Source organism: Rhodococcus sp. M8, from assembly GCF_015654185.1.
In the GTDB taxonomy this organism is placed as follows: Bacteria; Actinomycetota; Actinomycetes; order Mycobacteriales; family Mycobacteriaceae; genus Rhodococcus; species Rhodococcus aetherivorans.
On the sequence record NZ_CP064065.1, the window covers coordinates 1,695,523 to 1,718,026 of the forward strand.

The 22,504-nt window shown below is 73.3% G+C and carries 19 protein-coding genes; 3 read left to right on the plus strand and 16 right to left on the minus strand.

Translation table 11 applies throughout. The features are described 5' to 3' along the window. Positions 1–16: 16 nt before the first annotated feature. From tsaE to glmS, 5 genes are read right to left on the minus strand one after another with little or no spacing between them, the layout of a single operon-like run. A complete protein-coding gene (tsaE, locus tag ISO16_RS07695) occupies positions 17–502 on the minus strand; it encodes a tRNA (adenosine(37)-N6)-threonylcarbamoyltransferase complex ATPase subunit type 1 TsaE (RefSeq protein ID WP_006940019.1) in 486 nt (161 codons plus the stop codon). Continuing rightward, the gene (locus ISO16_RS07700) at positions 495–1,553 is read right to left on the minus strand and encodes an alpha/beta fold hydrolase (protein WP_029544798.1); all 1,059 of its coding nucleotides are present in this window, start codon (positions 1,551–1,553) and stop codon (positions 495–497) included. The genes tsaE and ISO16_RS07700 overlap by 8 nt, the downstream gene beginning before the upstream one ends. Next, positions 1,550–2,734 carry an alanine racemase gene (alr, locus tag ISO16_RS07705; protein ID WP_029544801.1) on the minus strand — a complete coding sequence of 395 codons (1,185 nt, stop codon included), beginning with the start codon at positions 2,732–2,734 and terminating at the stop codon, positions 1,550–1,552. Before alr ends, ISO16_RS07700 begins: the two co-directional genes overlap by 4 nt. Positions 2,735–2,793: 59 nt before the next feature. Continuing rightward, positions 2,794–4,314 (minus strand): NAD(P)H-hydrate dehydratase, encoded by a 1,521-nt coding sequence (locus tag ISO16_RS07710; RefSeq protein WP_072635665.1) that lies wholly within the window; start codon positions 4,312–4,314, stop codon positions 2,794–2,796. Between the two features lie 20 nt (positions 4,315–4,334). Continuing rightward, positions 4,335–6,200: a glutamine--fructose-6-phosphate transaminase (isomerizing) gene (gene glmS, locus ISO16_RS07715; protein ID WP_029544805.1), complete on the minus strand. Its 1,866-nt coding sequence runs from the start codon at positions 6,198–6,200 to the stop codon at positions 4,335–4,337. Positions 6,201–6,297: 97 nt separating this feature from the next. Here glmS and ISO16_RS07720 point away from each other — a divergent pair, with 97 nt between their 5' ends. Continuing rightward, positions 6,298–7,143, plus strand: a complete 846-nt coding sequence (locus tag ISO16_RS07720) for a dienelactone hydrolase family protein (protein ID WP_029544807.1) — start codon at positions 6,298–6,300, stop codon at positions 7,141–7,143. Here ISO16_RS07720 and ISO16_RS07725 read toward each other — a convergent pair. The 10 genes from ISO16_RS07725 to eccCa form a co-directional block, all read right to left on the minus strand. Beyond that, positions 7,116–7,286: a hypothetical protein gene (locus tag ISO16_RS07725; RefSeq protein WP_006934931.1), complete on the minus strand. Its 171-nt coding sequence runs from the start codon at positions 7,284–7,286 to the stop codon at positions 7,116–7,118. The two genes, ISO16_RS07720 and ISO16_RS07725, sit on opposite strands and share 28 nt — an antisense overlap. Then, on the minus strand, positions 7,283–8,602 hold the full coding sequence (locus ISO16_RS07730) for a hypothetical protein (RefSeq protein ID WP_075288610.1): 1,320 nt from the start codon (positions 8,600–8,602) through the stop codon (positions 7,283–7,285). The genes ISO16_RS07725 and ISO16_RS07730 overlap by 4 nt, the downstream gene beginning before the upstream one ends. Continuing rightward, a complete protein-coding gene (locus ISO16_RS07735) occupies positions 8,599–8,943 on the minus strand; it encodes a hypothetical protein (RefSeq protein WP_230304494.1) in 345 nt (114 codons plus the stop codon). Before ISO16_RS07735 ends, ISO16_RS07730 begins: the two co-directional genes overlap by 4 nt. 120 nt (positions 8,944–9,063) lie before the next feature. Further along, positions 9,064–10,401, minus strand: coding sequence for a phosphoglucosamine mutase (glmM, locus tag ISO16_RS07740; protein ID WP_072635668.1), 1,338 nt, complete (start codon positions 10,399–10,401; stop codon positions 9,064–9,066). A gap of 175 nt (positions 10,402–10,576) precedes the next feature. Further along, positions 10,577–11,083, minus strand: a complete 507-nt coding sequence (gene rpsI / locus ISO16_RS07745; RefSeq protein WP_006934923.1) for a 30S ribosomal protein S9 — start codon at positions 11,081–11,083, stop codon at positions 10,577–10,579. Continuing rightward, positions 11,080–11,523, minus strand: coding sequence for a 50S ribosomal protein L13 (rplM, locus tag ISO16_RS07750; protein ID WP_006934922.1), 444 nt, complete (start codon positions 11,521–11,523; stop codon positions 11,080–11,082). The genes rpsI and rplM overlap by 4 nt, the downstream gene beginning before the upstream one ends. Before the next feature lie 223 nt (positions 11,524–11,746). After that, complete coding sequence (locus ISO16_RS07755; protein WP_006934921.1) at positions 11,747–12,046, minus strand: WXG100 family type VII secretion target; 300 nt, start codon at positions 12,044–12,046, stop codon at positions 11,747–11,749. A gap of 81 nt (positions 12,047–12,127) precedes the next feature. Beyond that, entirely contained in the window at positions 12,128–12,469 is a 342-nt protein-coding gene (locus ISO16_RS07760) for a WXG100 family type VII secretion target (protein WP_230304495.1), read from the minus strand. Positions 12,470–12,600: 131 nt separating this feature from the next. Further along, positions 12,601–13,941: a type VII secretion-associated protein gene (locus ISO16_RS07765; RefSeq protein WP_230304496.1), complete on the minus strand. Its 1,341-nt coding sequence runs from the start codon at positions 13,939–13,941 to the stop codon at positions 12,601–12,603. Beyond that, on the minus strand, positions 13,923–17,906 hold the full coding sequence (eccCa, locus tag ISO16_RS07770; RefSeq protein WP_072635670.1) for a type VII secretion protein EccCa: 3,984 nt from the start codon (positions 17,904–17,906) through the stop codon (positions 13,923–13,925). The genes ISO16_RS07765 and eccCa overlap by 19 nt, the downstream gene beginning before the upstream one ends. Before the next feature lie 277 nt (positions 17,907–18,183). Between eccCa and eccD the strand changes: the two genes are divergently transcribed. Both eccD and mycP read left to right on the plus strand, forming a co-directional pair. Next, positions 18,184–19,662 (plus strand): type VII secretion integral membrane protein EccD, encoded by a 1,479-nt coding sequence (gene eccD / locus ISO16_RS07775; protein WP_072635671.1) that lies wholly within the window; start codon positions 18,184–18,186, stop codon positions 19,660–19,662. A gap of 1 nt (position 19,663) precedes the next feature. Continuing rightward, positions 19,664–21,052: a type VII secretion-associated serine protease mycosin gene (gene mycP / locus ISO16_RS07780; protein WP_072635672.1), complete on the plus strand. Its 1,389-nt coding sequence runs from the start codon at positions 19,664–19,666 to the stop codon at positions 21,050–21,052. On the opposite strand, the gene eccB is transcribed toward mycP, so the two are convergent. After that, positions 21,019–22,473, minus strand: a complete 1,455-nt coding sequence (gene eccB, locus ISO16_RS07785) for a type VII secretion protein EccB (RefSeq protein WP_072635673.1) — start codon at positions 22,471–22,473, stop codon at positions 21,019–21,021. The genes mycP and eccB overlap by 34 nt on opposite strands. Between the last annotated feature and the right edge of the window lie 31 nt (positions 22,474–22,504).

The following is a 22,504-nucleotide window of genomic DNA, read 5'->3' on the forward strand; positions in this document are numbered from 1 at the left end:
CCGCCGAGCGCGGCGGTCACCCCACCCAGGACCAGGTGGCGGTGCGCACGTCCGAGTCCGGTTCGCGGCGCAGCCGCACCCGCAGGTGCCGCTCGGTCAGCGTCTCGACCAGCCCCTCACCCCATTCCACGACGACCACGGCGGCGGTCAGATCGGTGTCGAGGTCCAGGGCATCGAGTTCGTCGAGGGCGTTCGGACCGTCCCCGAGGCGGTAGGCGTCGACGTGGATCATCCCCACGGGTTCGCCACCGGCGCGATCGCCGGGGCGATGCTCGCGCGCGATGACGAAGGTCGGCGAGGTGACCCGGCCCTGTACCCCCAGGCCCGCGGCGATTCCGCGGGTCAGGGCGGTCTTCCCGGCACCGAGCGGACCGTCCAGGACGACGAGATCACCCGCGTGCAGTTCGCGTGCCAGGCGGCGGCCCAACGCCTCGGTGTCCTCGACCGTGGGCAGCTCGGCATACTGCTCGGTGCGTGTGCCGGTGGAGCGATCGTCACCCAATTGCGGCGCGCCTCCTGCCGGCGTCGTGGGCGAACCCGCGCTGGATGAGCCGGTCCAGCGCACCGACGACGACCTCGGGGAACTCGAGCTGGACCAGGTGCCCGGCCCCGCGGACCCGCTTGAGCTCGACGTCCGGCAACGCCGCTGCGAGCTCCTCGGAGCCGGAGAACGGGATGATCATGTCGGCGTCCCCGCACAGCACCAGCACGGGCACCTGTCCGAGCACCGGCAACGCCGCCGACTCGTCGTGCAGTTCGAGGGTGCGCAGGAAGTTCACGATGGTCAGCACCGAGGTTTCCGCCAGCATCCGGTCGGAGAACTCCACCAGCTTCGGGCTGACCACCGTCCCGTAGGACGCGGCGCGCAGGATCGGCGCGATGATCGCCTTGGCGGCCCCACGGGCGTACTGCACGAACCCCGGCGCGGTGCGGGCCAGATGCCGGAACGCGTCGATCACCGGGTTCTCGAGGTTACGGCCGATGCCGGTCTTGGTCAGCCCGGCGGCGGTGGTGGCGAGCAGGCCCACCCCGACGATGCGTTCGTCGAACAACTCCGGGCGCTGGGCGGCCAGGGCGATGGTCGTCATCCCGCCCATCGAGTGCCCGACCACGACGACCGGGCCGGTGGGGACGACGGTGTCGATGACGGTGCCCAGATCGCGGCCGAGCTGGGCGATAGTGCAGGACTTCGACGTCGACACGGCGGATTCCCCGTGGCCGCGCTGGTCGTAGAAGACCATCCGCACGTCCTTGCCCCACCGCTCCTGCAGATGGCGCATCTGCAGATGCCAGGACTGCATGCGCAGGCAGTACCCGTGCACGAACACGATCGTCAGCGGCGCCAGGGCCGAACCCACCTCCCGGACGGCGAGGTCGACGCCGTCCTCGGTACGCACAGTGCGCTTGGGCAGCGCGAGCATCGCGTCGAAATCTTCCTCGCCGTAGATCTCGTGCGCGGGCAGGCCCGCGGTACGCACCGCGTACAGCCCCGCGTTCGAGCCGAGCGTGGCCAGGCTCGCACCCAACAGCCCCAAACTGCCCAACAGCGTCATCGCTGCTCGCCTCCTCCGCCACCGACGTAGGTGCGGACGGTGCGCCCGCCCACGCCGGTGACCACCTCGTAATTGATGGTGTCCAGTAGGTCGGCCCAGTCCTGCGCGGCGGGCTCGCCATGGCTACCGTCACCGAAGAAGAACGCGGTATCGCCTTCTTTTACTCCGTCCCCGTCCGGTCCGAGATCGACCACGACCTGGTCCATGCACACGCGGCCGAGCTGCGGTCGGCGGCGTCCGCCGAGCTGCACCTCGAACCGGCCGCTGAGATTACGCCGGATTCCGTCGGCGTATCCCATCGGCAGCAGGGCCACGGTGGTGTCGGCGGGCGCCACCCAGCGATGCCCGTAGGACACTCCGGACCCTGCAGTCACCTTCTTCACCAGCGCCACCCTCGTTCGCAACGTCATCGCGGGCCGGAACCCGAAGTCCCCGACCTCGGGGATCGGGGACAACCCGTACATCGCTATACCCGGTCTGACCATGTCAAAACGCAGGTCGGGGCGGGTAACGGTCGCTGCCGAGTTCGACAGGTGCACCACCTCGGGCTTCATGCCGTGGCGGCTCAGGTCGGCGACGGCCTCGCGCAGCCGGTCCCGCTGGCAGTCGATCTCGGGGTGGTCGAGTTCGTCCGCGTGTGCGAGATGGGAGAAGGCGCCGCGCAGCCGGATCGCCCCCTCCGCCCGGGCCCGGCCCAGATCCCGCAGGAACGCCGGCCACTCGTCCCGTGCCACGCCGTTGCGGTTGAGGCCGGTGTCGATCTTCGCGGTGAGCACCGCGGTCACACCCGTCTCCCGAGCCGCGGCGACGATCGACGCGAGATGCCGCGTCGACGACACCCCCAGCTCGACGCCGGCGGCGATGGCGGGGGCGAAGTCGGCGTCGACGGTGTGCAGCCACGACAGCACGGGCGCGTCGATCCCCGCGCGGCGCAGCTCGAGCGCCTCGGTCAGGGTCGTCACCCCCAGCTCCCGCGCGCCGGCGGCGAGCGCGGCCCGGGCCACCGGGACGGCACCGTGGTTGTACGCGTCGGCCTTGACCACGGCCATCACCGCCGCCTCCCCTGCGTACTCCCGCAGCCGCCGCACGTTCTCGGCCACGGCGTCGAGGTCGATCAGCGCCTCGGCCTGCGGCAGGTCGTGGTGGAGGTGGTTGCGGGGTCGGGGTTCGGCCGTGGTCATGAATCTCGATCCTGCCACTGCGGACGAAGTGGCCCGCAGCACGGTGGCAGGTGTCGGGATCACGATTCGGCCATGCCCCGCAGGCTCCGCACCGCCGCGGGCACCCGATCCAGGATCGCGCTCGCCGAAGTGGGGGCGGCCCAACCGGGTTCACCGCCGCGAGCGGCGAGATCGCGACCGCCGCGAGCGGCGAGATCGTGCCCGCCGCAAGCGGCGAGATCGTGCCCGCCGCAAGCGGCGAGATCCGCGGCGGTGGAGTGGGCGCGCGCGCCCGCCGCGGCCGCGAGATCCGGGGCCATCCCCGCGGACATCAGTGCCCCGATCATCCCGGACAGCACGTCGCCCGCGCCGGCGGTGGCCGCCCACGACCCGCCCGCCTCGTTGACGAACACGTGCCCGTCCGGGTTCGCGATCAGCGTCGACCGGCCCTTGAGCAGTACGTGCACCCGCCAGTCGGCGGCCAGTGCCCGCACCGCCGCCACCCGGTCCGGCTCGGGCCGGCGTCCGGTGAGCCGCGCGAACTCCCCGGCATGCGGTGTCAGCAGGGTCGGAGCCCGCCGGCCGCGGACCAGGTCCGGCTGCCGCGACAGCAGCGTCAGCCCGTCGGCGTCGACGAGGACGGGAAGATCGGTGGCCAGCACGTCGCGCAACGTGTCGGCCGCCTGGTGATCGGTGCCGCCGCCCGGCCCGATCACCCATGCCTGGACGCGGCCCGCCTCGGCGAACGACGGCGCGGCCACCACCTCGGGGAACCGGGCCAGCACGACGGGGGCGGCGCTGCCGGCGTAGCGGACCATGCCGGACGTCGCGGCCACCGCTGCGCCGGCGCAGAGCACGCCGGCGCCCGGGAACCGGGCGCTGCCCGCGACGATGCCCACGACGCCCTGGCTGTACTTGTCGTCGTCGGCGCCCGGGACCGGCCAGATTGCTCCGATCTCGGCGGGCTCGGCCGCCACCATGCACGGCGGCGGCAGCTCGAGACCGATGTCGACGAGCTCGACCCGCCCGCACCGGGTGGGCGCGAGGGCGTGGACCGGCTTGTAGGCGCCGAATGTGACGGTCACGGCCGCGGTCACGGCCGGCCCGTCGACGGCGCCGGTGTCCGGGTCGACGCCGCTCGGGGTGTCCACGGCCACGATCGGGGCGGTGATCTGCTCGACCACCGCGGCCGCGGCCGGGCGCAGCGGGCCCCGGCCGGAGATGCCGACAACGCCGTCGAGCACGAGGTCCGGGTCACCGATCCGGTCGGGATCCGCCGGTACGGCGCGCCCGCCGGCGGCGCGCAGCGCCGCCAGTCCCGCCCGGTGCGCCCGCTCGGGGTCGAGGAGCAGCGCCGTGACCGCGACCCCGCGGCGGCGCAGGAACGCGCCCGCCCACAGGGCGTCGCCGCCGTTGTCGCCCGATCCGACGAGCAGGGTCACGCGACGACCGGCGACGGCGCCGGTGCGCGAGCGCAGTTCCGCCGCCGCGACCCGGGCGAGCCCGAACGCGGCGCGGCGCATCAGCGTGCCCTCGGGCAGGGCGGCGAGCAGCGGCGCCTCCGCCGCCCGCACCTGCTCGCACGGGTAGTAGCTGCGCATCGGGCCTCCCGCCGGGGTCGCTATTCCACCGTCACGGACTTGGCGAGGTTGCGTGGCTTGTCGACGTCGTAGCCGCGCGCCTGGGCGACCTCGGCGGCGAAGACCTGCAGCGGCACGGTCGACAGCAGCGGCTGCAGCAACGTCGGCGCGGCGGGGATCTCGATGAGGTGGTCGGCGAACGGCCGCACCGCCTCGTCGCCCTCCTCCGCGATCACCACGGTGCGGGCACCGCGGGCCTGGATCTCCCGGATGTTGCTCAGCAGCTTCGAGTGCAGCACCGCCCGCCCCTTCGGCGACGGCATCACCACGATCACCGGCAGCCCGTCCTCGATCAGCGCGATCGGACCGTGCTTGAGCTCGCCGGCGGCGAAGCCCTCGGCGTGCATGTACGCCAGCTCCTTGAGCTTGAGCGCACCCTCGAGCGCCACCGGATACCCCACGTGCCGGCCCAGGAACAGCACCGTCGACGACGCCGCCAGCTCCCGCGCCAGGCGCCGCACCGGCTCGACCGTCTCGAGCACCCGCGCGATCAGGTGCGGCATCGCGGCCAGATCGGCGTACTCGCGGGCCACCTCGTCCGGGTACTTGGTGCCGCGGGCCTGCGCCAGCGCCAACCCCACCAGGTAGTTCGCGGCGACCTGCGCCAGGAACGCCTTGGTCGAGGCCACCCCGATCTCCGGGCCGGCCCGAGTGTAGAGCACCGCGTCGGCCTCCCGGGGGATCTGCGCGCCGTTGGTGTTGCACACCGCCAGCACCCGTGCCTTCTGATCCTTCGCGTGCCGCACCGCCTCGAGGGTGTCGGCGGTTTCCCCGGACTGCGAGATCGCCACCACCAGCGTCGACCGGTCCAGCACCGGATCCCGGTACCGGAACTCGCTGGCGAGCTCGACCTCCACCGGCAACCGCGTCCAGTGCTCGATCGCGTACTTGGCCACCAGACCCGAGTGGTAGGCGCTGCCACACGCGACGACGAACACCTTGTCCACGTCGCGCAGCTCCTGATCCGACAGCCGCTGCTCGTCGAGCACGATGCGGCCCCCGGCGAAGTGCCCGAGCAGCGTGTCGGCCACCGCGGCGGGCTGCTCCTCGATCTCCTTGAGCATGAAGTAGTCGTGGCCGCCCTTCTCGGCGGCCGCCAGATCCCAGTCGATCTCGAACGGGCGGGTCACCACGTCGGTGCCGCCGTCGAAATCGGACACCTGATACCCGTCGGCGGTGATCACCACCACCTGGTCCTGGCCCAGCTCCACCGCGTGCCGGGTGTGCTCGATGAACGCGGCCACGTCCGAGGCCACGAACGTCTCGCCGTCGCCGACCCCGACGACCAGCGGCGTCGACCGACGCGCCGCGACGATCGTGTCCGGATGGTCGGCATGGGTGAACACCAGCGTGAAGGCCCCCTCGAGCCGGCGCAGCACCGACAGCGCACTGGCCTCGAAGTCCCCCGCGGTCGGCCCGTCCGCATACGCCCGGGCCACCAGATGCACCGCCACCTCGGTGTCGGTGTCGCTGGCGAACTCCACCCCGGCCTTCTCGAGCTCCACCCGCAGCGGCGCGAAGTTCTCGATGATGCCGTTGTGCACCACCGCCACCTTCCCCGACCCGTCCCGGTGCGGATGCGCATTGCGGTCGGTGGGACGACCGTGCGTGGCCCACCGGGTGTGCCCCATGCCGGTGGTGCCGGCGAAGTGCTCCACCCCCACCTCGTCGAGCTCGGCCTCGAGATTGGCCAGCCGGCCCGCCTTGCGCTCGACGGCCAGGCCGCCCGCACCGTCCAGGACCGCCACACCGGCCGAGTCGTAGCCCCGGTACTCCATCCGCCGCAGTGCCTCCACCACGACATCGAGAGCCGGGCGATGCCCGACGTACCCCACGATTCCGCACATGGTTAGCAGGGTACTGGTCCGCGACCCGCCGGTAACAACTCGTCCACGTCCCGGCGGGTGGCACGCTCGAAGCTGATCATCGGCTAACGTTCACGCCGTGGCGGCGAAACCGAAATCCCTGGCCCAGCGGCTCTCGAAGCGCGGACCGCACACGGTGCTGCGCGGCAACCTCGCTCTCGCAGGTCAGCCGGGCATCGTCTACACCCCCGCCGAGGGCTTCGGCCTGCCCGCCGTCGCGTTCGGCCACGGCTGGATGACCGGTCTCGACAAGTACTCGGCGCTGTTCGAGCACCTCGCCTCGTGGGGCATCGTCGTGGCCGCCCCGAGCACCGAACGCGGGCCGATCCCGTCGCACCTGGGCCTGGCCGCCGACCTCGGCACCACCCTCGACATCTGCGTGGGCGTGCGCCTGGGCACCGGACGGATCAGCGTGCACCCCGACCGTCTCGGCCTGGTCGGCCACGGCATGGGCGCGGGAGCTGCGGTACTTGCGGCGTCCCGGCGCGACGTGGCCGCCGTCGCCGCGCTCTACCCGGCCCCGACGTCGCCGCCGGCCTCGGTCCTGGCCGCGCGTGTGCACGCGCCCGGGCTCGTGCTCGCCGCCGAGAAGGACCTCGGCTCGATGGGCAGCGATGCCGTCGCCGTCGCCCAGGCCTGGGGCGGCGAGATGCTGATGCGGTCCGTCCACAAGGCCACCGACGACGGCATGATCGAGGGCCGCCGCCTGCTCGCCTTCCTCGGCGTCGGCGGCGCCCAGCGCAACACCCAGAAGGTCACCCGCGCGCTGCTCACCGGATATCTGCTGTACCGGCTCGCCGGCGACAAGACCTACGCGCCGTTCGCCGACCCCGAGGCCGAGCTTCCCGGCTCGGAGGTGCTCACCGAGCCCGACGCGATCGACCGCGAGCTCGGCACTCAGATCAACCAGCTGCTCGGGCGGTAGAACTCCTCTTCGACGGCCGGCGCCGGCCCGCGCGTCGCGCCGGCGGCGAGTTCACGGGGTTCCCGGAGGCGCCGCAGGTTCTCGAGCCGGCGCTCGACCGCGTCCCGGTGCTCGGCGACGATGTGTTCGAACCGTCCGGTCACAGCGGCCCCGCCTCCGCCAGGACCACGCCGTCGGCAGGCTCCTCCTCGGGGCCCGCTTCGACGCTCTCACCAGCAGGTTCCGCCGACGCGGGCCGCCGCGCGGGGGTGTCCGCCCGCGTGCCGGGCATCCCGGCCGGCGCGGGACCGAGCGCTCCGCCGTCACCTGGTTCGTCCGGTCGCCGCGGCTCGTCGGGCGGTGCGGGACCGAGCGCTCCGCCGTCACCTGGTTCGTCCGGTCGCCGCGGCTCGTCGGGCGGTGCGGGCGGCGTGTCGTCGCCCGGACCGGCGCCGGGTGTGTCGGGGTCCGTTCCCGTCCCTCCGGCGGCGGCGGGGGCCGGGGCCTCGGGGGCGGGTGTGCGCGACGGCGGGTGTGCCGGATCCGGCGGCGGCGACAGCGGACGCTCCGGCTGCGGTTGCGGCGGGCCGGCCGGCTCGACGGCCTCGGAAACCTCTTCCACCACGGTCGTGGCCAGACCGAGGACCGCGCCTGTGAGTTCGCCCACGGCCGTCGCCAGCCGCAGCCCCGCGGCCACCAGGTCCGTCGCCGCCCCACACGGCGACCACGGATCGGTCACCGGAGCCACGCTCCGCGGGCCGGGATCCGGCGGCGCCAGCGTCGCGGCGAGTTCGGCGAGTACCGCCCGCACCGCTCGGTCGGTGTCGTCGCACAGGTCGAGGAACGACTCGACGGCCGTCTCCACCCCGGGCCGGAACACCTCGTCGCGCCACCGCCCGCACCATTGCGTGACAGCGGCGCGTTCGGGGGCCGGGCCCAGCGCCGAATCCCAGGCGGCGAGCTGGGCTGTCGTCGGGCCGTCGCCGCCCGCGGCGCCGGCCAGAATCGCGTCGATCTCCTCGACGGTGCGCCCGCCGACGGTCGTGTCGGCGAACTCGGCGGCCGCCCGGGACTTCTCCTCGACGATCGCGAGCACCGCGGCCGCCGCGTCGGTCAGCGCGCGACGTGCGGCGCCGAGCCGTGCCTGCAGGTCCTCGCCGACCGCCACATGACGGTCGAGCGCGTCGGCCGCACCCACCGCCCCGCCTCCGGTCCAGGCCGCCGCCAAGGCGTCGACGTAGGAGCGCTGCCGCGCGCCCTCGGCACCCAGGGCACCCTCGAGCCGGGCGAACACGTCGGCGTCCGCGAGCAGGACGGCCGGATCCGTGCCGCGCTGCTCGTCGTAGCGTTCCCGCAACTGCGCACAGGACGGCAGGCCGGGGGCGCAGCGCTCGGCGCGGGGAAGATGCTCGGCGAAGAAGCGCAACCCGACGCGGCCCCCGTCGAGCACCAGGTCGAGCCGCTGCCCGCCCCCGGTCACCGGCCTCCTCCGGTCACCGGTGCCCCCGTCGGCGGCAGGTCGACGGCCCGCAGGACCGACTCGGACTCCCGCTCCAGCCACGCGTACCCCCCGGCCGCGCGCCGCAGCGCCTCCGCGCGGGCGGCCGTCGCCGCCGACCACTCCGCGACCGCCCGGTGCAGCCCGTCGTAGCGCGCTCGCACGACCTCGGCCTCGGACCGGTAGCGGTCGCCGGCCGCGTCCGGACCGAAGCCGACGGCGCGGCACGCACGCGCATGCCAGTCGATCTCGGCGGCCGAGTCCGCCAGGCCCTCGGCGATCACCCGGACCGCCGCACCGTCGAGCCCCACCCCGTCACGCACCGCGCCGCCCCCTCCCTCGTCCCCCCGGGTGGTTCGACGCAGCGGGAGGCGGATCGGTTCCCCGGCGGGGCAGGGCCGACAGATGGAGGCCGACAGATGGAGGCTGTCGGATCGGTGCCGTCAGACGGAGGCGACCGCTCCCGCGAGACGATCGGCGAGAGCGCGGGCCACCGCGTCGTCGGCGGCCTCGACCATCACCCGGACCAGTTGTTCGGTGCCCGACGGACGCAGCAGCACCCGCCCGGTCTCCCCCAGTTCCCGCTCCACGGCGGCAACGGCGTCCGCGACGACAGAAGCCTTGGCCACCGCGGCCTTGTCCGACACGGGCACGTTCACCAGCACCTGCGGCAGGGTGCGCATGACCGCGGCGAGCTCCGCGAGGGGCGAAGCGGTCGCGACCATCCGTTCCATGAGGCGCAGGCCGGTGAGCACCCCGTCGCCGGTGGTTCCCAGGGCCGGCAGCACGATGTGGCCGGACTGTTCGCCGCCGAGGCTGAACGAGCCGCGGCGCAGCTCCTCGAGCACGTATCGGTCGCCGACGCCGGCGGTCACGACCGTGATCCCGGCCTCGCGCATCGCCAGGTGCAGGCCGAGGTTGCTCATCACAGTGGCGACGAGCGTGTCGGCGTGCAGCTCGCCGGCCTCGCGCATCCCGAGGGCGAGGATCGCCATGATCGCGTCGCCGTCCACCACGGTGCCCGTCGCATCGACCGCGAGGCACCGGTCGGCGTCGCCGTCGTGCGCGAGACCGAGGTCGGCGCCGTGCTCGACGACCGCGGCCCGGAGGCCGTCGAGATGCGTCGAACCGCAGCCGTCGTTGATGTTGAGCCCGTCCGGGTCGGCGTGCAGCGCGACGACCGTGGCCCCGGCCGCGGCGTACGCGGCCGGCCCGACGCGCGACGCGGCGCCGTTGGCGCAGTCCACCACGACCGTCAGGCCCGTCAGCGGCATGCGCACCGCCGTCGCGAGGTGGGCGAGGTAGCGGTCGGCGGCGTCGTCGGCGGTCCGCACCCGGCCGATGCCCGCGCCGGTGGGGCGGGCGACCCCGCCCTCACCGTGCAGCATGGCCTCGATACGGTCCTCGACGGCGTCGTCGAGCTTGTGACCGCCTGCCGCGAAGATCTTGATGCCGTTGTCCGGCATGGGGTTGTGCGACGCGGAGATCATCACGCCGAGGTCGGCGTCGTAGGCCCCGGTCAGGAACGCGACAGCCGGGGTGGGCAGCACCCCGACGGACAACACGTCGACGCCGGCCGCGGTCAGGCCCGCGGTCACGGCGGCCTCGAGCATCTCCCCGCTGGCACGGGGGTCGCGGCCCACCACCGCGACGGGGCGCCGGCCCTCGGCACCGCCTGCCAGCACGGTCGCGGCCGCCCCGGCGAGCCGTACCGCCAGTTCGACCGTGAGCTCGGCGTTCGCCAAGCCTCGCACGCCATCGGTGCCGAACATCCGACCCATCGAGCAAAGTCCTCCACGTCGAGAAATGCGGTCTCCGCCGTCCGCGGGCGCCGCCTGCTGTCGCAAAAAGTACGTCAATGCACGAGAGCAGGCGTCCGGTAGGGAATTCTCTACCGGCGCCTGCTCTCGTGGTCGAACAGGAGCCGAGGCTGACGAGGTCAGCGTCGGCGGCACATCAGCGCTTGGAGTACTGCGGTGCCTTACGGGCCTTCTTCAGGCCGTACTTCTTGCGCTCGGTGGCACGCGGGTCACGCGTGAGGAAGCCGGCGCGCTTGAGCGCGGGGCGATCCTCGGCGGTGACCTCGATCAGCGCGCGGGCGATGGCCAGGCGCAGGGCGCCGGCCTGACCCGACGGGCCGCCGCCGTGCAGGCGGGCATGCACGTCGAACTGCTCGGTGCGCTCGACCGTGACCAGCGGCGACTTGACGAGCTGCTGGTGCACCTTGTTCGGGAAGTAGTCCTCGATGGTGCGGCCGTTGAGCACGAAGTTGCCGGTGCCGGGCACGAGGCGGACGCGGACGACGGCCTCCTTGCGGCGGCCGACGGTCTGCACCGGGCGGTCGAACACGATCGGCGCGGGAGCCGGAGCGGCCTCCTCGGCCACGTACTCGTCCGCGGCGACCTCGACGTTCTCGGCGTCGGTGTACTCGTCGCTGTAGTTCTCGTTCACGTTCTCGGTCACTGCGCCACCTGCTTGATTTCGAACGGCACCGGCTGCTGCGCGGTGTGCGGGTGGTTCGGGCCCGCGTAGACCTTCAGCTTCTTCGCGATCGCGCGACCGAGCTTGTTCTTCGGGAGCATGCCGGTGACGGCCTTCTCCACCAGACGGTCCGGGTTCTTCTCCAGAACCTCACCGACGGTGCGGGACCGGAGGCCGCCCGGGTAGCCGGAGTGGTTGTACAGGAGCTTGTCCTGCTTCTTGTTGCCGGAGATGGCAACCTTGTCCGCGTTGATGATGACGACGAAGTCGCCACCGTCCACGTGGGGGGCAAAAGTGGGCTTGTGCTTGCCGCGGAGCAGGTTCGCCGCCTGCACCGCGAGGCGGCCGAGCACCACGTCGGTGGCGTCGATGACGTGCCACTGGCGGGTCACGTCGCCGGCCTTCGGTGTGTACGTAGACACAGATCTTCCTCGTCTATCGTTTCGCTGCTGGCCCGCGCGCCGCCGATGATCGCTTCCGGCGGCCAGTTGGGACCCGAGAAGCGACGTTCGCCGCGCACGAGGCAACGACGACGGACGACACGCCAACGGCACACGATACCGGGGAGGTGTGTGCACGGTCAAAACAGCACGACGTCCCGGCGGCCTCTCCACCACCGGGACGTCGCTCGCTACTCGTGTCGCCTCAGGCCTGCCACCTCCGTGCCAGCTCGGATTCGACGCTGCGCATCTCGTCGTTGCCCCGCGCCACGGCGACGGCGATCTGGTCGAGCAGCAGATTCAGCTCGGCGGATGCCCGATCCCACTTCTGCTGGGTGACGTGGTATTCGGACCGGGCCTGCCCGTCCCAGGTCTGCACCAGCGGCTCGACCTGTGACCTGATCCGGTCGAGCGTGTCGTTCATGCCGCGCTGCAGTCCGACGACGCGGGTGTGCAGGTCGTCGATGCCACCGAAGTCCTGCCGGATCACATCGGGTCCACTCATTCGTTCGTTCTCCTCGAGTCGTGAGTCGTGTTGTGCGCACGGGCCGATGCGCGGTTCCGCACCGGCCCGCCCGCAGCGGCGTCAGTAGGTGCCGTGGAGGCTGTCGCCGAGGACGTTCAGCGACTGCGCCTGGGCCTGGACGGTGTCCTCGTACGCCCGGCCGTTGGTACGGATGCCGGCGACGATCGCGGCCAGTGCCTCGTTGAGCTGGAGGGCGCTGCGGTCCCATCGCGACATCACGTCGGTGAACGCCATCCCCGACCGGCCCTGCCATACGTCCGGCGACGACGACACGGTGGTGCGCAGCGCACCGAGCAGTTGCTCGAGTTCTCCGTGGGAGTCCTCGATCTGCCGCGCCGCCGTCTCCATGGTCGCGACGTCGGTCGCCACCCGATTCGAACTGCCCTGCCCTGGTTGCGTCACGCCTGTCTCCTCCGTCGTCCCGCGTCCCGTATCCCTCCGGCCCACCGTGGCCGAAGCCGGTTCGCGCCTACATCCGATTGGACGCAGCGCCTGTCCGCCGGGTTCCCCTGCTCGGCGATCGGGGCGATCCGCTACTCCACCGTCACGGTGTGGACGGCCTGCTCGCATTCGTTCTTGATTCCCGCCCATTCGTCGACGAGGAATTGGCATCCGACCGCCACCTGCATGCCGGACTCGACCACGACAAACCAACGCACGAGCGAGAATTCGTCCGGCGCCTCCACGTAGGCGATCACCGGGCGGTCCGCGAAGGTGGTGTCGGGGTCGAGGTCACGGATCACCGGGGAACGTTCGTCCGCGCGCCGGGCCAGCACCTCCCCCACGCCGGCCAAGTCCATATCTTCACGAAGAAGACTGTGCACCAGCACTATTCGCCGATCCCTCCCGCCGGCGGGGACGAGTTCGACGCGCTCGGCCCCGGCAGGCACAGGGTCGCGGACCCTCCAGCCCCCCGGCAGTTCCAGCCGGACGGGCCCGAGTTCGTGACGAACCGAAGGTGGGCGCGGCATGGGCTGTCTCGTCGCCGAGGACTCATCGGCCGAGTCGCCGGCGACGGGAACCTCCGCGCCCACCGCGGGCAGGTCCGCGCCCTGTCCTGCAGTCCACACCCAGCCGGCCGTCGCGGCCACGACGGCCACGACGGCCACGACGGCCCAACGGATCCGGCGGACGGGCCGGGTCGACCGGGAGGCCGGCACGGTGTGCAGCCACTGTGGGAGCGGCTCCGTGTCCCCCGACGGGACGGCCGGGGGTTCCGGCACCGCGGCCAGCACCTCGGACGCGGCGACCGGTATCACCCGGATGCCGCGGCCGAGCCGCTCGGCGATCCGCTCGCACAGCGGAATTCCGGGCGGCTCGCCCGGAATCCCCGTCACGAGGACGACATCCGGATCGACGGAACCGCACACGTTTCGCATCAGCCGGTCCAGCCGCTCGGCTCCCGCCGGCGAGTCGAGCAGTCCCTCGTCGAGGTCGGGGTCCCGCGCGATGCGGTCGACGTCGCCGCCGTCGGGGGCGCTCAGCACCGCCATTGTCACGCCGGCGCCGTCGACCTCCGCGACCGCGCATCGCTCGCCGTCGCCCACAGGCGCGGCGCGGCGCGCGGCCACCGCGGCGGTCAGGAGGACGGCATTTCGCGCGACCTGCCGGGCGGCCGTGTGCAACTCCTCCCGCCGACGTTCGCCCCACTCGGTGGGATGGACCACCACCACCGTGTCGAGGCCGGCCGGCGCGCCTGCCGTCGCCGCGACGTACCCGAGCAGGGTCGCCAGCGGCGCATCGTCGTCCGTGGGGACACGGCCGGGAGCCGATGCGGGAATCGTCACGGTCCGATCGGACCGCCGCGCGTACACCCGACCCGGGACGACCTGCAGGTGCAGCGCGTGGACGTCGCTCATTGCGGCGGCAGCCACGCCGTCTGCACGAGCGTCTCCCCGTCGCGTTGCACGAGGATGCCCCGTCCGGGCGGCATCGGGCGCGGACGCGCGGTGCCCACGAGCGCTCCCTCCTCTCGATTGCCGCTCATCACGAGGCCGGCCGCCGACAATTCCCGCAGCCGCGCGATGACCGGCTCGAAGAGAGCCCGCCCGGCTCCCCCGGAGCGGCGCGCCAGGACGAGGTGCAGCCCGACATCCTTGGCCTGGGGCAGATACTCCAGCAGGGGCGTCAGCGGCGACTGGCTCGCCGCGGAGACGAGGTCGTAGTCGTCGACGACGACGAACACCTCGGGTCCCGACCACCAGGAGCGCTCACGCAGTTGCTGCTGGGTGACGTCGGGACCGGGCATCCGCCGCTCGAACACCGCCGCGAGGTCGCGGGCCATCGCCGACAACGTCACCGCGGACGGCGCGTATCCGCCGAGATGCTCACCCTCGACGACGCCGAGCAGGGTGCGCCGATAGTCCCCGACGATGATGCGGGCCTGTGCGCCGGTGTGGGACTCCACGAGGCTGCGGCAGATGCCGCGCAGCACGGTCGTCTTGCCGCAACCCGAGTCACCGAAAACGAGCAGGTGAGGCTGCTCGGAGAAGTCGATCCCCACGGGGGCCAGTTCGGCTTCGTCGATGCCGACGGGCACGAACAACCGCCGCTCCCCGGGCGCGCCACCGGCAGCCGATCGGTCCGCGAGCGCCGCGAGCACCCCGGCCCGATCGACGCGATCGGGAAGCATGCGCACGGGCGGGGCGGGGCGGCCCGGTGCGGCCGCGGCGACGGCGGCCACCGCGTCGGCCAGTCCCGCCGCGAGGTCGACGACCTCGGAGCTGCCGTCCACACGCGGCAGCGCGGACAGCACGTGCAGTCCGTGGCGGTCGATGCCCCGGCCCGGGCGGCCCTCCGGCACCGCCGCCGCCTTCTTGCGGCCGTACTCGGAATCGGCGGGATCGCCGAGGCGCAGCTCGAGGCGGGTCCCGAGATGGTCCCGCATCGCCGGCCGTACGTCGCCCCACCGCGGTGCGGTGAGCACCACGTGGATGCCGAAGGACAACCCCTGCGCCGCCAGCACGCCGACCTGCGGCTCCAGCGCCTCGAAATCCTGCCGGATGCTGGGCCAGCCGTCGATCACGAGGAATACGTCGCCGAAGGCATCGACGTCCGCGGCCGGACCGCCGCCCTCCCGGCGGCGGCGCAGTTCGGCCATCGACTCCAGGCCCAGCGCGCCGAAACGACCCTCCCGGCGCCGCAGCAGGGCAGTCAGTTCGGCGATCGTCCGGCGCACCCGGTCGGCGTCGAGCCGGTTGGCGACCGACCCGACGTGCGGAAGGCCCGCGAGCCCGGCGAGGGATCCGCCCCCGAAGTCCAGGCAGTAGAACTGGACCTGCTCGGGAGTGTGCGTCATCGCCATCGACAGGACGAGGCTGCGGAGCACCGTCGACTTGCCGGAGCGCGGCCCTCCGACGACGACCACGTTGCCCGCCGAGCCGGCGAGATCCACCAGCAGCGGATCCCGCCGTTGCTCGAACGGGCGGTCCACGATGCCGATCGGCGTGCGCAGGGTGCTCCGCGGCAGCACGTCGCCGGTGAGCAGAGACCGCGGGACCAGTCGGTCCAGGCTCGGCGCCGCGTCGAGGGGCGGCAGCCAGACCTCGTGCGCGGGGGTGCCGTGACCCCGCACCCGGCCGATCAGGACATCGAGCACGGAGCGGCTCTCCTCCGCCGGGACCGGATCCACGCCGGGCTCGGCCGGCCCGGGACCAGGTTCGAGGTGCGCGAGGGGTACTTCGGCCGTGGTGAACAGCCGCGGCCGGGAGGTCGCCGTGCCCGGCCTGATCACCGGCCGGCCCGAGCGGCGGGGCTCGTAGGGACCCGACACGTAGGCGGCCGCGAACCGCACGATCTCCGCCGAGTCGCACTTGAGGTATCCGGTGCCCGGCGACGGCGGCAGATGGTAGGCGTCGGGGACTCCGAGAACGCTTCGGGACTCGTTGGCCGAGAAGGTCTTCAAGCCGATTCGGTAGGAGAGGTGACTGTCGAGTCCGCGCAGCCGGCCCTCGTCGATCCGCTGACTGGCCAGCAGCAGATGCATGTGCAGGGATCGTCCCAGCCGTCCGATCGCGGCGAAGAGTTCCGCGAATTCCGGTTGTTGCGTGAGCAGCTCGGAGAACTCGTCCACGACGACGAACAACGCCGGCAACGGAGCCAGCGCGGCACCGCCGGCCCGGGCGCGCTCGTAGTCGCCCACATTCGCGAAGTTCCCTGCCGCGCGCAGCAGTTCCTGCCTTCGGTTCATCTCGCCCTCGAGGGCGTCCTTCATCCGGTCGACCATGGCCAGTTCGTCGGCGAGGTTGGTGATCACCGCCGCGACGTGCGCGGCCGACTCGAGCCCGAGGAAGGTTGCGCCGCCCTTGAAGTCGACGAGGACGAGATTCAGCGCATCGGGGGGATGCGTCGCGATCAGACCGAGCACCAGGGTCCGCAGCAGTTCGGACTTCCCGGACCCGGTGGCGCCGATACACAGTCCGTGCGGCCCCATCCCGCCCTCGGCAGCCTCCTTCAGATCCAGTTCGACCGGTGCACCGTCGGTTCCGATTCCGATCGGCACGCGCAGCCGGTCGCGGCCCCGCCGCGGCGACCACGCCCGCTCCGGATCGAACTGTGCGACGTCACCGAGACCGAGCAGGTCTTCCCATGGCGCCGAACGATTCTCCCCGTTGCCGGACTCGGCGACCCGCTGGGCGGCGCGGTACGGTGCCAGGCGCCGCGCCGCCGTCTGCGCCTGCGCGACGCTCGCTCCGTCCGGGACCGCGAAGGTCTCCACGCGTTCGCCGGCGCGCGCACCCAATCGGCCCTCACCGACGACGAGTTCGAGCCCGCGGGTGGCCGACAGCCGGGGCATCGACGCGGACAGGTCCAGGACCGTGACGGAGTCGAGCCCGTCGTCGAGGATCCCCGACCCGGAGCCGGGTACGCCACCGTCGATCACGATCACCAGTTGGGGCACACCGTCGACCGGTGGGGTGTTGCGGACGAACCGGCCGCGGCCCGTCAGGCGGTCGGCGAACGCGGTCTCGAGATCCCGGACCGAGCCGAACACGGTGCGGGCGCTGCCCGCACCGTCGGCGATCTCGGGGTTCTGGGCGTGCGGCAGCCACTTGACCCACTCCCACTCCGGGGCGGTGTCCGGACCGCACACCACGGCGATCCGCAGCACGTCCGTGCTGTGGAAGGTGCACAGTTGCAGCAGCATCGCCCGCACCAGATCACGGGCCGCGGGGCGATCGCCGCCGAGCGACACCGCCGCGAACCCCCGCAACGACACCGCGGTCGGCAGGGCCGGTACGACCGAGTGCGCGCGCACGAACCGGCGCAGCGACACGGCCGCCACCGGTTCGAGGTCCTCGACGGGACCCGTGTCGGGGGCGATCAGCCGGGTTGCGAGGCGCTGGCCGCTGAGCCCGACCCGCACGTGGCAGAAGTCGGCGTCGGCTCCGTCGCGTTCCCACATGCGCACCGTTCCCGCGAGCGTCCACAGCACGGCCGGGTCGGGGTGCGTCCACTCCAGGGCCCTCCGCTGCCGGTCTGCGGTGTCGTGGACCTCCCGCCGGAGCTGATCGAGATACCGCAGGTAGTCCTTGCGGTCCTCGTCGGCCTCGGCCGCTTTCGCCCCGCCTCCGCGGCCGCCGCCGGCGAGCATGCCCACCATCGAGACGATCATCATGAGCGGGAAGACGAGCGACATCGGACTTCGCGCCATCCCCGAACCGAACATCAGCGCCACCATGCCGATCATCGCGGCGACCATCACGACGGGCAGCAGCTTCGCCAGGAGATTTCCCGGCGTCGAACGCGGAATCTCCGGCGGGGCCTGCATTCTCACCTCACCCGCCGGCACGCGTGGCACCTCGCGCCGCGGCCTGCGCACGAACCGCACCGTGCTCACACCCCACCCCCGACCCGCACCGTGCTCACACCCCACCCCCGACCCGCACCGTGCTCACACCCCACCCCCGACCCGCACCGTGCCGGCCGTCCTCACGACGGCCGTCCCCCCACGGTCGACGAAGGGTAACGCACCCCTGCGACATCGGCACGCAGGCAGGCGCGAAGACGGCCTGCGCGAAGCGATGTCGTATCGTCTCCGCGAGGTCCGGGCGACACCGGGCGGGCGAGCCCGGCCCGGACCGCAGCACTGTCGGGGGACGACGGGGGGATGGACGATGACGGCTGCGCACACCGAACCGGGGCGGATCGGCGCGCCCGAACTCTGCCGCGTGACCGTGCTGGCCCAGCACACACAGGTCGACCTCGCGTTACCCGCGGACGTCCCTGTCGCGCTGCTCGTGCCGGGGGTCGTCGATCTCATCACCGCCCACCGGTCCCACAACGACTTCGACGCCTCCTCCGAGCGGGTCGAGCCCGAGGCGTGGGCGCTGGCCCGTCTCGGATCGTCGCGTCTCGCCGCCGCGCTGAGCCTGCACGAGCACGGCGTCCGGGACGGGGACCTGCTGGTGCTCGAGCACGCGTCGGCACCTGCGCCACCCCCGCTGTTCGACGACGTGACCCACAGCGTCGCGACGGCGGACGAGGCCGGCGCGGGCCGCTGGTCGCCGCGTGCGGCGGCCGCGGTCGCGGCGGTCGTCGCCCTGTCCGCGACGGTCGTCGGGGTGGGGGCCCTGCTGCGACTTGCCTCCCCGGACGGCCGGGCGGCCGCCGGTGCCGGCTGCGCCGCGCTCGCCGCCCTGCTCCTGCTCGCCGGGATCCTGCTCGGGCGGGCCCGCGACGACCACCGCACCGCGGCGCTCCTGTGCGCCTGCGCGGTCCCGGCCGCCTTCGCCACCGGAATTCTCGTGGTGCCCGGCTCTTTCGGACCGGCGCACCCCATGCTCGGGGCGGTCCTGTCGGGGGCGGTGGCGACCCTGGTCCTGCTGCTGACCGCCGTCGGAAGGGCACCCTTCACCGCGGTCGCCGCCGTCGCCGCGACCGCCGCGGCCGCATTTCTCGTCGCCGCCTCGACCGGGATCTCCGCCTCCGCGGTCGGCGCCGGTGTCGTCGTCACGGCCCTGCTGACGGTGACATTCGCACCCCGCCTCGCCATGAAATTCGCCGACCTGCCGTTGCCGCCGGTGCCCGGTCCCGGGACCGGGACCCCCGCGCCGCAGACCGAAGACGGCAGGGACGGACCGGACTCCCCTGACGGCGGGGACCGGTCACTGCCCGATCCCAGCGAGCTGGCGGCGGCCGCCGCGCGGGCACGCGACCACCTCACCGGGCTGATCGGTGCGGGAGCCGTTCTCGTCGTCGCGGGCGCGTGGTGTGCCGCGGCGCCGCTGTCCGGCGACGGTCTCCGCTTGCCCGGCACCGCCCTCGCCGTCGCCGCGGCGGCGGTGATCATGCTGCGCGGCCGCACCTACACCGATGCGCGCCAGGCGACGTTGCTGGTGGCAGGCGGCGCAACCGTGCCGGTGGGCCTGCTCGGCGCGGCCGCGGTCGGCGGATCCGCGCCGCCCGTCGTCGTGTTCGCCCTCGCCCTTGCCGTCGCGACCGCAGCGCTGGTGTTCGGCGTGGTCGCGCCGCGACGATCGTTCACGCCGGTGCAGCGCCGCGCCGCCGAAGTGGTCGAGTACGCGGTGATCGCGACGATCGTGCCGTTGGCCTGCTGGGTCACCGGGCTCTACGCCGCCGTCCGCGGGTTCTGACGTGGCCCGCGGCGCACGCCTCGTTGTCGTCGCCCTGGTGCTGACGGCCTCGTCCTTCGGAACGGCCCCGTCCGCCGCGGCGGAACCTCCGCCCGTCGATGCCGGGCGCCTGCCCCCGCCCGGGGAACCCGGGCCCGTCGACGACACCGGGCAGCGTTCGCCGTGTACCACGGTCGACGTCGCCGGCGACAGCGCCTCGATCCCGGAACCGCAGCGCGTGCTGAACTTTCCGGCCGTGTGGCCGCTGAGTCGCGGGGCGGGGCAGCTCGTGGCGGTGATCGACACCGGAGTGGGCCGCAATGCGCGGCTGCCCGGGTTGGTACCGGGGGGCGACTATGTCTCCTCGGGCGACGGGACGCAGGACTGCGACGCCCACGGGACCCTGGTGGCGGGGCTCGTCGCGGCGCAGCCGATCCCCGGGTCGGGGTTCGCCGGTGGCGCCCCGGATGCGCGGATCCTCACGGTGCGCCAGTCCAGCCGCCACTTCTCGGCGCGACGGTCGGATCCCGCCGACCACGATGCGCGCACGTCGCCCGGCTACGGCAACGTGCGCACGATGGCGATGGCGGTGCGCCGCGCCGCGGACCTCGGCGCCACCGTCATCAACATCTCCGAGGTCGCCTGCGCGCCGGCCGCGGAGGGCATCGACGACCCCGAACTCGGGGCGGCGGTGCGGTACGCGACCGAGGTGAAGGACGCCGTCGTCGTGGCCGCAGCCGGCAACGTGGAGGACCGCTGCCAGGGGTCGAACCCGCAGGGGCTCGATCCTCTCCGGCCGGGAGACGATCCGTGGCGCGCGGTCACGACCGTGGCCTCGCCGGCCTGGTACGACGACTACGTACTCACGGTCGGCTCGGTCGAGCCGGACGGGTCACCGTCGAGCTACAGCCTGCCGGGGCCGTGGGTGGACGTCGCCGCGCCCGGCAGCGGGGTCGTTTCCCTGCATCCCACCGCCGATGGCCTCGTCGACGCCTACCGGGGAGCCGAGGGCCCGGTGCCGGTGTCGGGCACGAGCTTCGCCGCGCCGCTGGTGGCCGCGACCGTCGCGCTGGTACGGGCGCGGTTTCCGCACCTCGATGCCCGCGCCGTGGCGATGCGGATCGAGGCCACGGCGCACGCACCGGCGGAGGGCTGGAATCCGCGGGTGGGCCACGGCGTGATCGACCCCGTCGCGGCGGTGACCGCCCCGCCGAGGGAGCGGCGTCCGCAGGCGCCGGCCTCGGTGGCCGTCGCGGCGCCGATACCGCGGACGCCGCCGGATCACCGGCCCAGGGACGTCGCGGTCGTCGTGGCGGCGGTGGTGCTCGCGGTCCTGGGGGTGGCGGCGTCGGCGACCGCGCCGCTGCGGCGCCGTCGTCAGCGGCCGGCGCCGACCGGCGCCGGGTCGTGATCCGGCGCGACACCGTCGTGGGCGACGAGTGCCTCCGCCCGCCCGAGTGCAGGACCCGGCGCGAACAGTTCGACGATCTGCCACGGCGCGGGCACCGGTTCGGAGAATCCCAGGGCGGTCGCGGCTTCTGCGTCGACGATCCCGTAGCGCACGCCGGTGTCGGACACGTAGAAGAGGGCGCCGCGCCGCGCGCTGTCCGGCGCGACGGAGGTGGTCTGCACGAACGCCCCCCGGCCGGGCGCGAGGTAGGCGCTGTCGGCCTCGGGCCCGGCGCCGTCCGCCTGGGCCAGGGACACGGGCACCGCGCCGTCGGGCAGCGGCAGCGCGGAACCCGCCGACACCTCGACGACGGACCGCGACCGTTCGGCCGCGCCGACCCCCGGGGTCCACGTCAGGCAGGCGACGGGACGGTCGCGGGCATCGACGACGGTGGGCACGGTGGCGGGAAAGGTGTCCACCGCGAGACCCCGCACGGTCGGAGCATCGCGCAGCACGTCCGGCGCGACGGCCGGGATCTCCGCGGCGCCCTGCGAGTCGGTGAAGTGGACGATCTGCGCTGTCGCCTCGGACACCTCCTGCACGCCGTCGCGCAGCACGACGTAGAACCTCTTCCCGTCGGGCACCGCGACGCGGACCACCGAACCGACGGTCAGCGATCCGATCGGATAGCCGGGTTCGCCGCCAGCACCGGGGATCCGCGGGGCCTCGAGCCGCGGCACCTCCGGGAGCGCGGCGAGCAGGCCCGGTCCGACGGGACGTGCCATGCCGGCATCGATGCCGAGGACGCGGGTGAGCGCCTGGTCCGCCAGATCCACCTCGGCGCGGGAGCCGCGGTAGACCAGATGGTGCCTGCCGTCGGCCGCGACGAGCAGGGCCTCGTCGTCGGCGAGAGGCCGCACGCGCTCGCCGTAGGCCGGCCCTCCCCCGGTGACGGTCGTTGTGACGGAACGACTTCCGTCGGTCGTCCCGGTGTCGCACACCGTCCACGGCAGCGGTGCCGCGACGTGTGCCAGCGCGGACGGCGCACCGGGGATACCGACGAGGGGTCCCCGGGGCCGGGTTTCGAATTCGCCGTCGGCGACGACGGCGGGGGCCTCGGGCCGCCCGAGCACCAAACGGGCGGAGGCCAGGTTGAGTACCGGATGGAAGGCGCCGTCGATCGCGACCAGCATCGCGCCGGAATCGCGTCCCACCACGATCGCCGCGTCACCGATCCTGTCCTGCGGGCGGAGCAGAGCGAGCGCGGCACAGCCGGCGAGCCCGACACAGGCGAGGACGGCGCCCACCGCCAGGGCACGCGACTGCGACCGCATCGGGTCGTGAATCATCCGCACGTCTCGCCGCACCAGTGCATGTTCCATGCGGCGCACCAGAAATCGGTAGCCGTTGACCTGCCAGCGCGTGGTCGGCTGCGCTCCCATCGATTCTCCCCCGTACGACGCCCCCTCCGCC

Bases quoted from the DNA above. Each gene is read 5' to 3' on its own strand.
- ISO16_RS07700 (WP_029544798.1), bottom strand. From the start codon at position 1,553: ATGACGCTGTTGGGCAGTTTGGGGCTGTTGGGTGCGAGCCTGGCCACG.
- alr (WP_029544801.1), bottom strand. From the start codon at position 2,734: ATGACCACGGCCGAACCCCGACCCCGCAACCACCTCCACCACGACCTG.
- ISO16_RS07710 (WP_072635665.1), bottom strand. From the start codon at position 4,314: ATGCGCAGCTACTACCCGTGCGAGCAGGTGCGGGCGGCGGAGGCGCCG.
- glmS (WP_029544805.1), bottom strand. From the start codon at position 6,200: ATGTGCGGAATCGTGGGGTACGTCGGGCATCGCCCGGCTCTCGATGTC.
- glmM (WP_072635668.1), bottom strand. From the start codon at position 10,401: ATGGGTCGGATGTTCGGCACCGATGGCGTGCGAGGCTTGGCGAACGCC.
- ISO16_RS07755 (WP_006934921.1), bottom strand. From the start codon at position 12,046: ATGAGTGGACCCGATGTGATCCGGCAGGACTTCGGTGGCATCGACGAC.
- eccD (WP_072635671.1), top strand. From the start codon at position 18,184: ATGACGGCTGCGCACACCGAACCGGGGCGGATCGGCGCGCCCGAACTC.
- eccB (WP_072635673.1), bottom strand. From the start codon at position 22,473: ATGGGAGCGCAGCCGACCACGCGCTGGCAGGTCAACGGCTACCGATTT.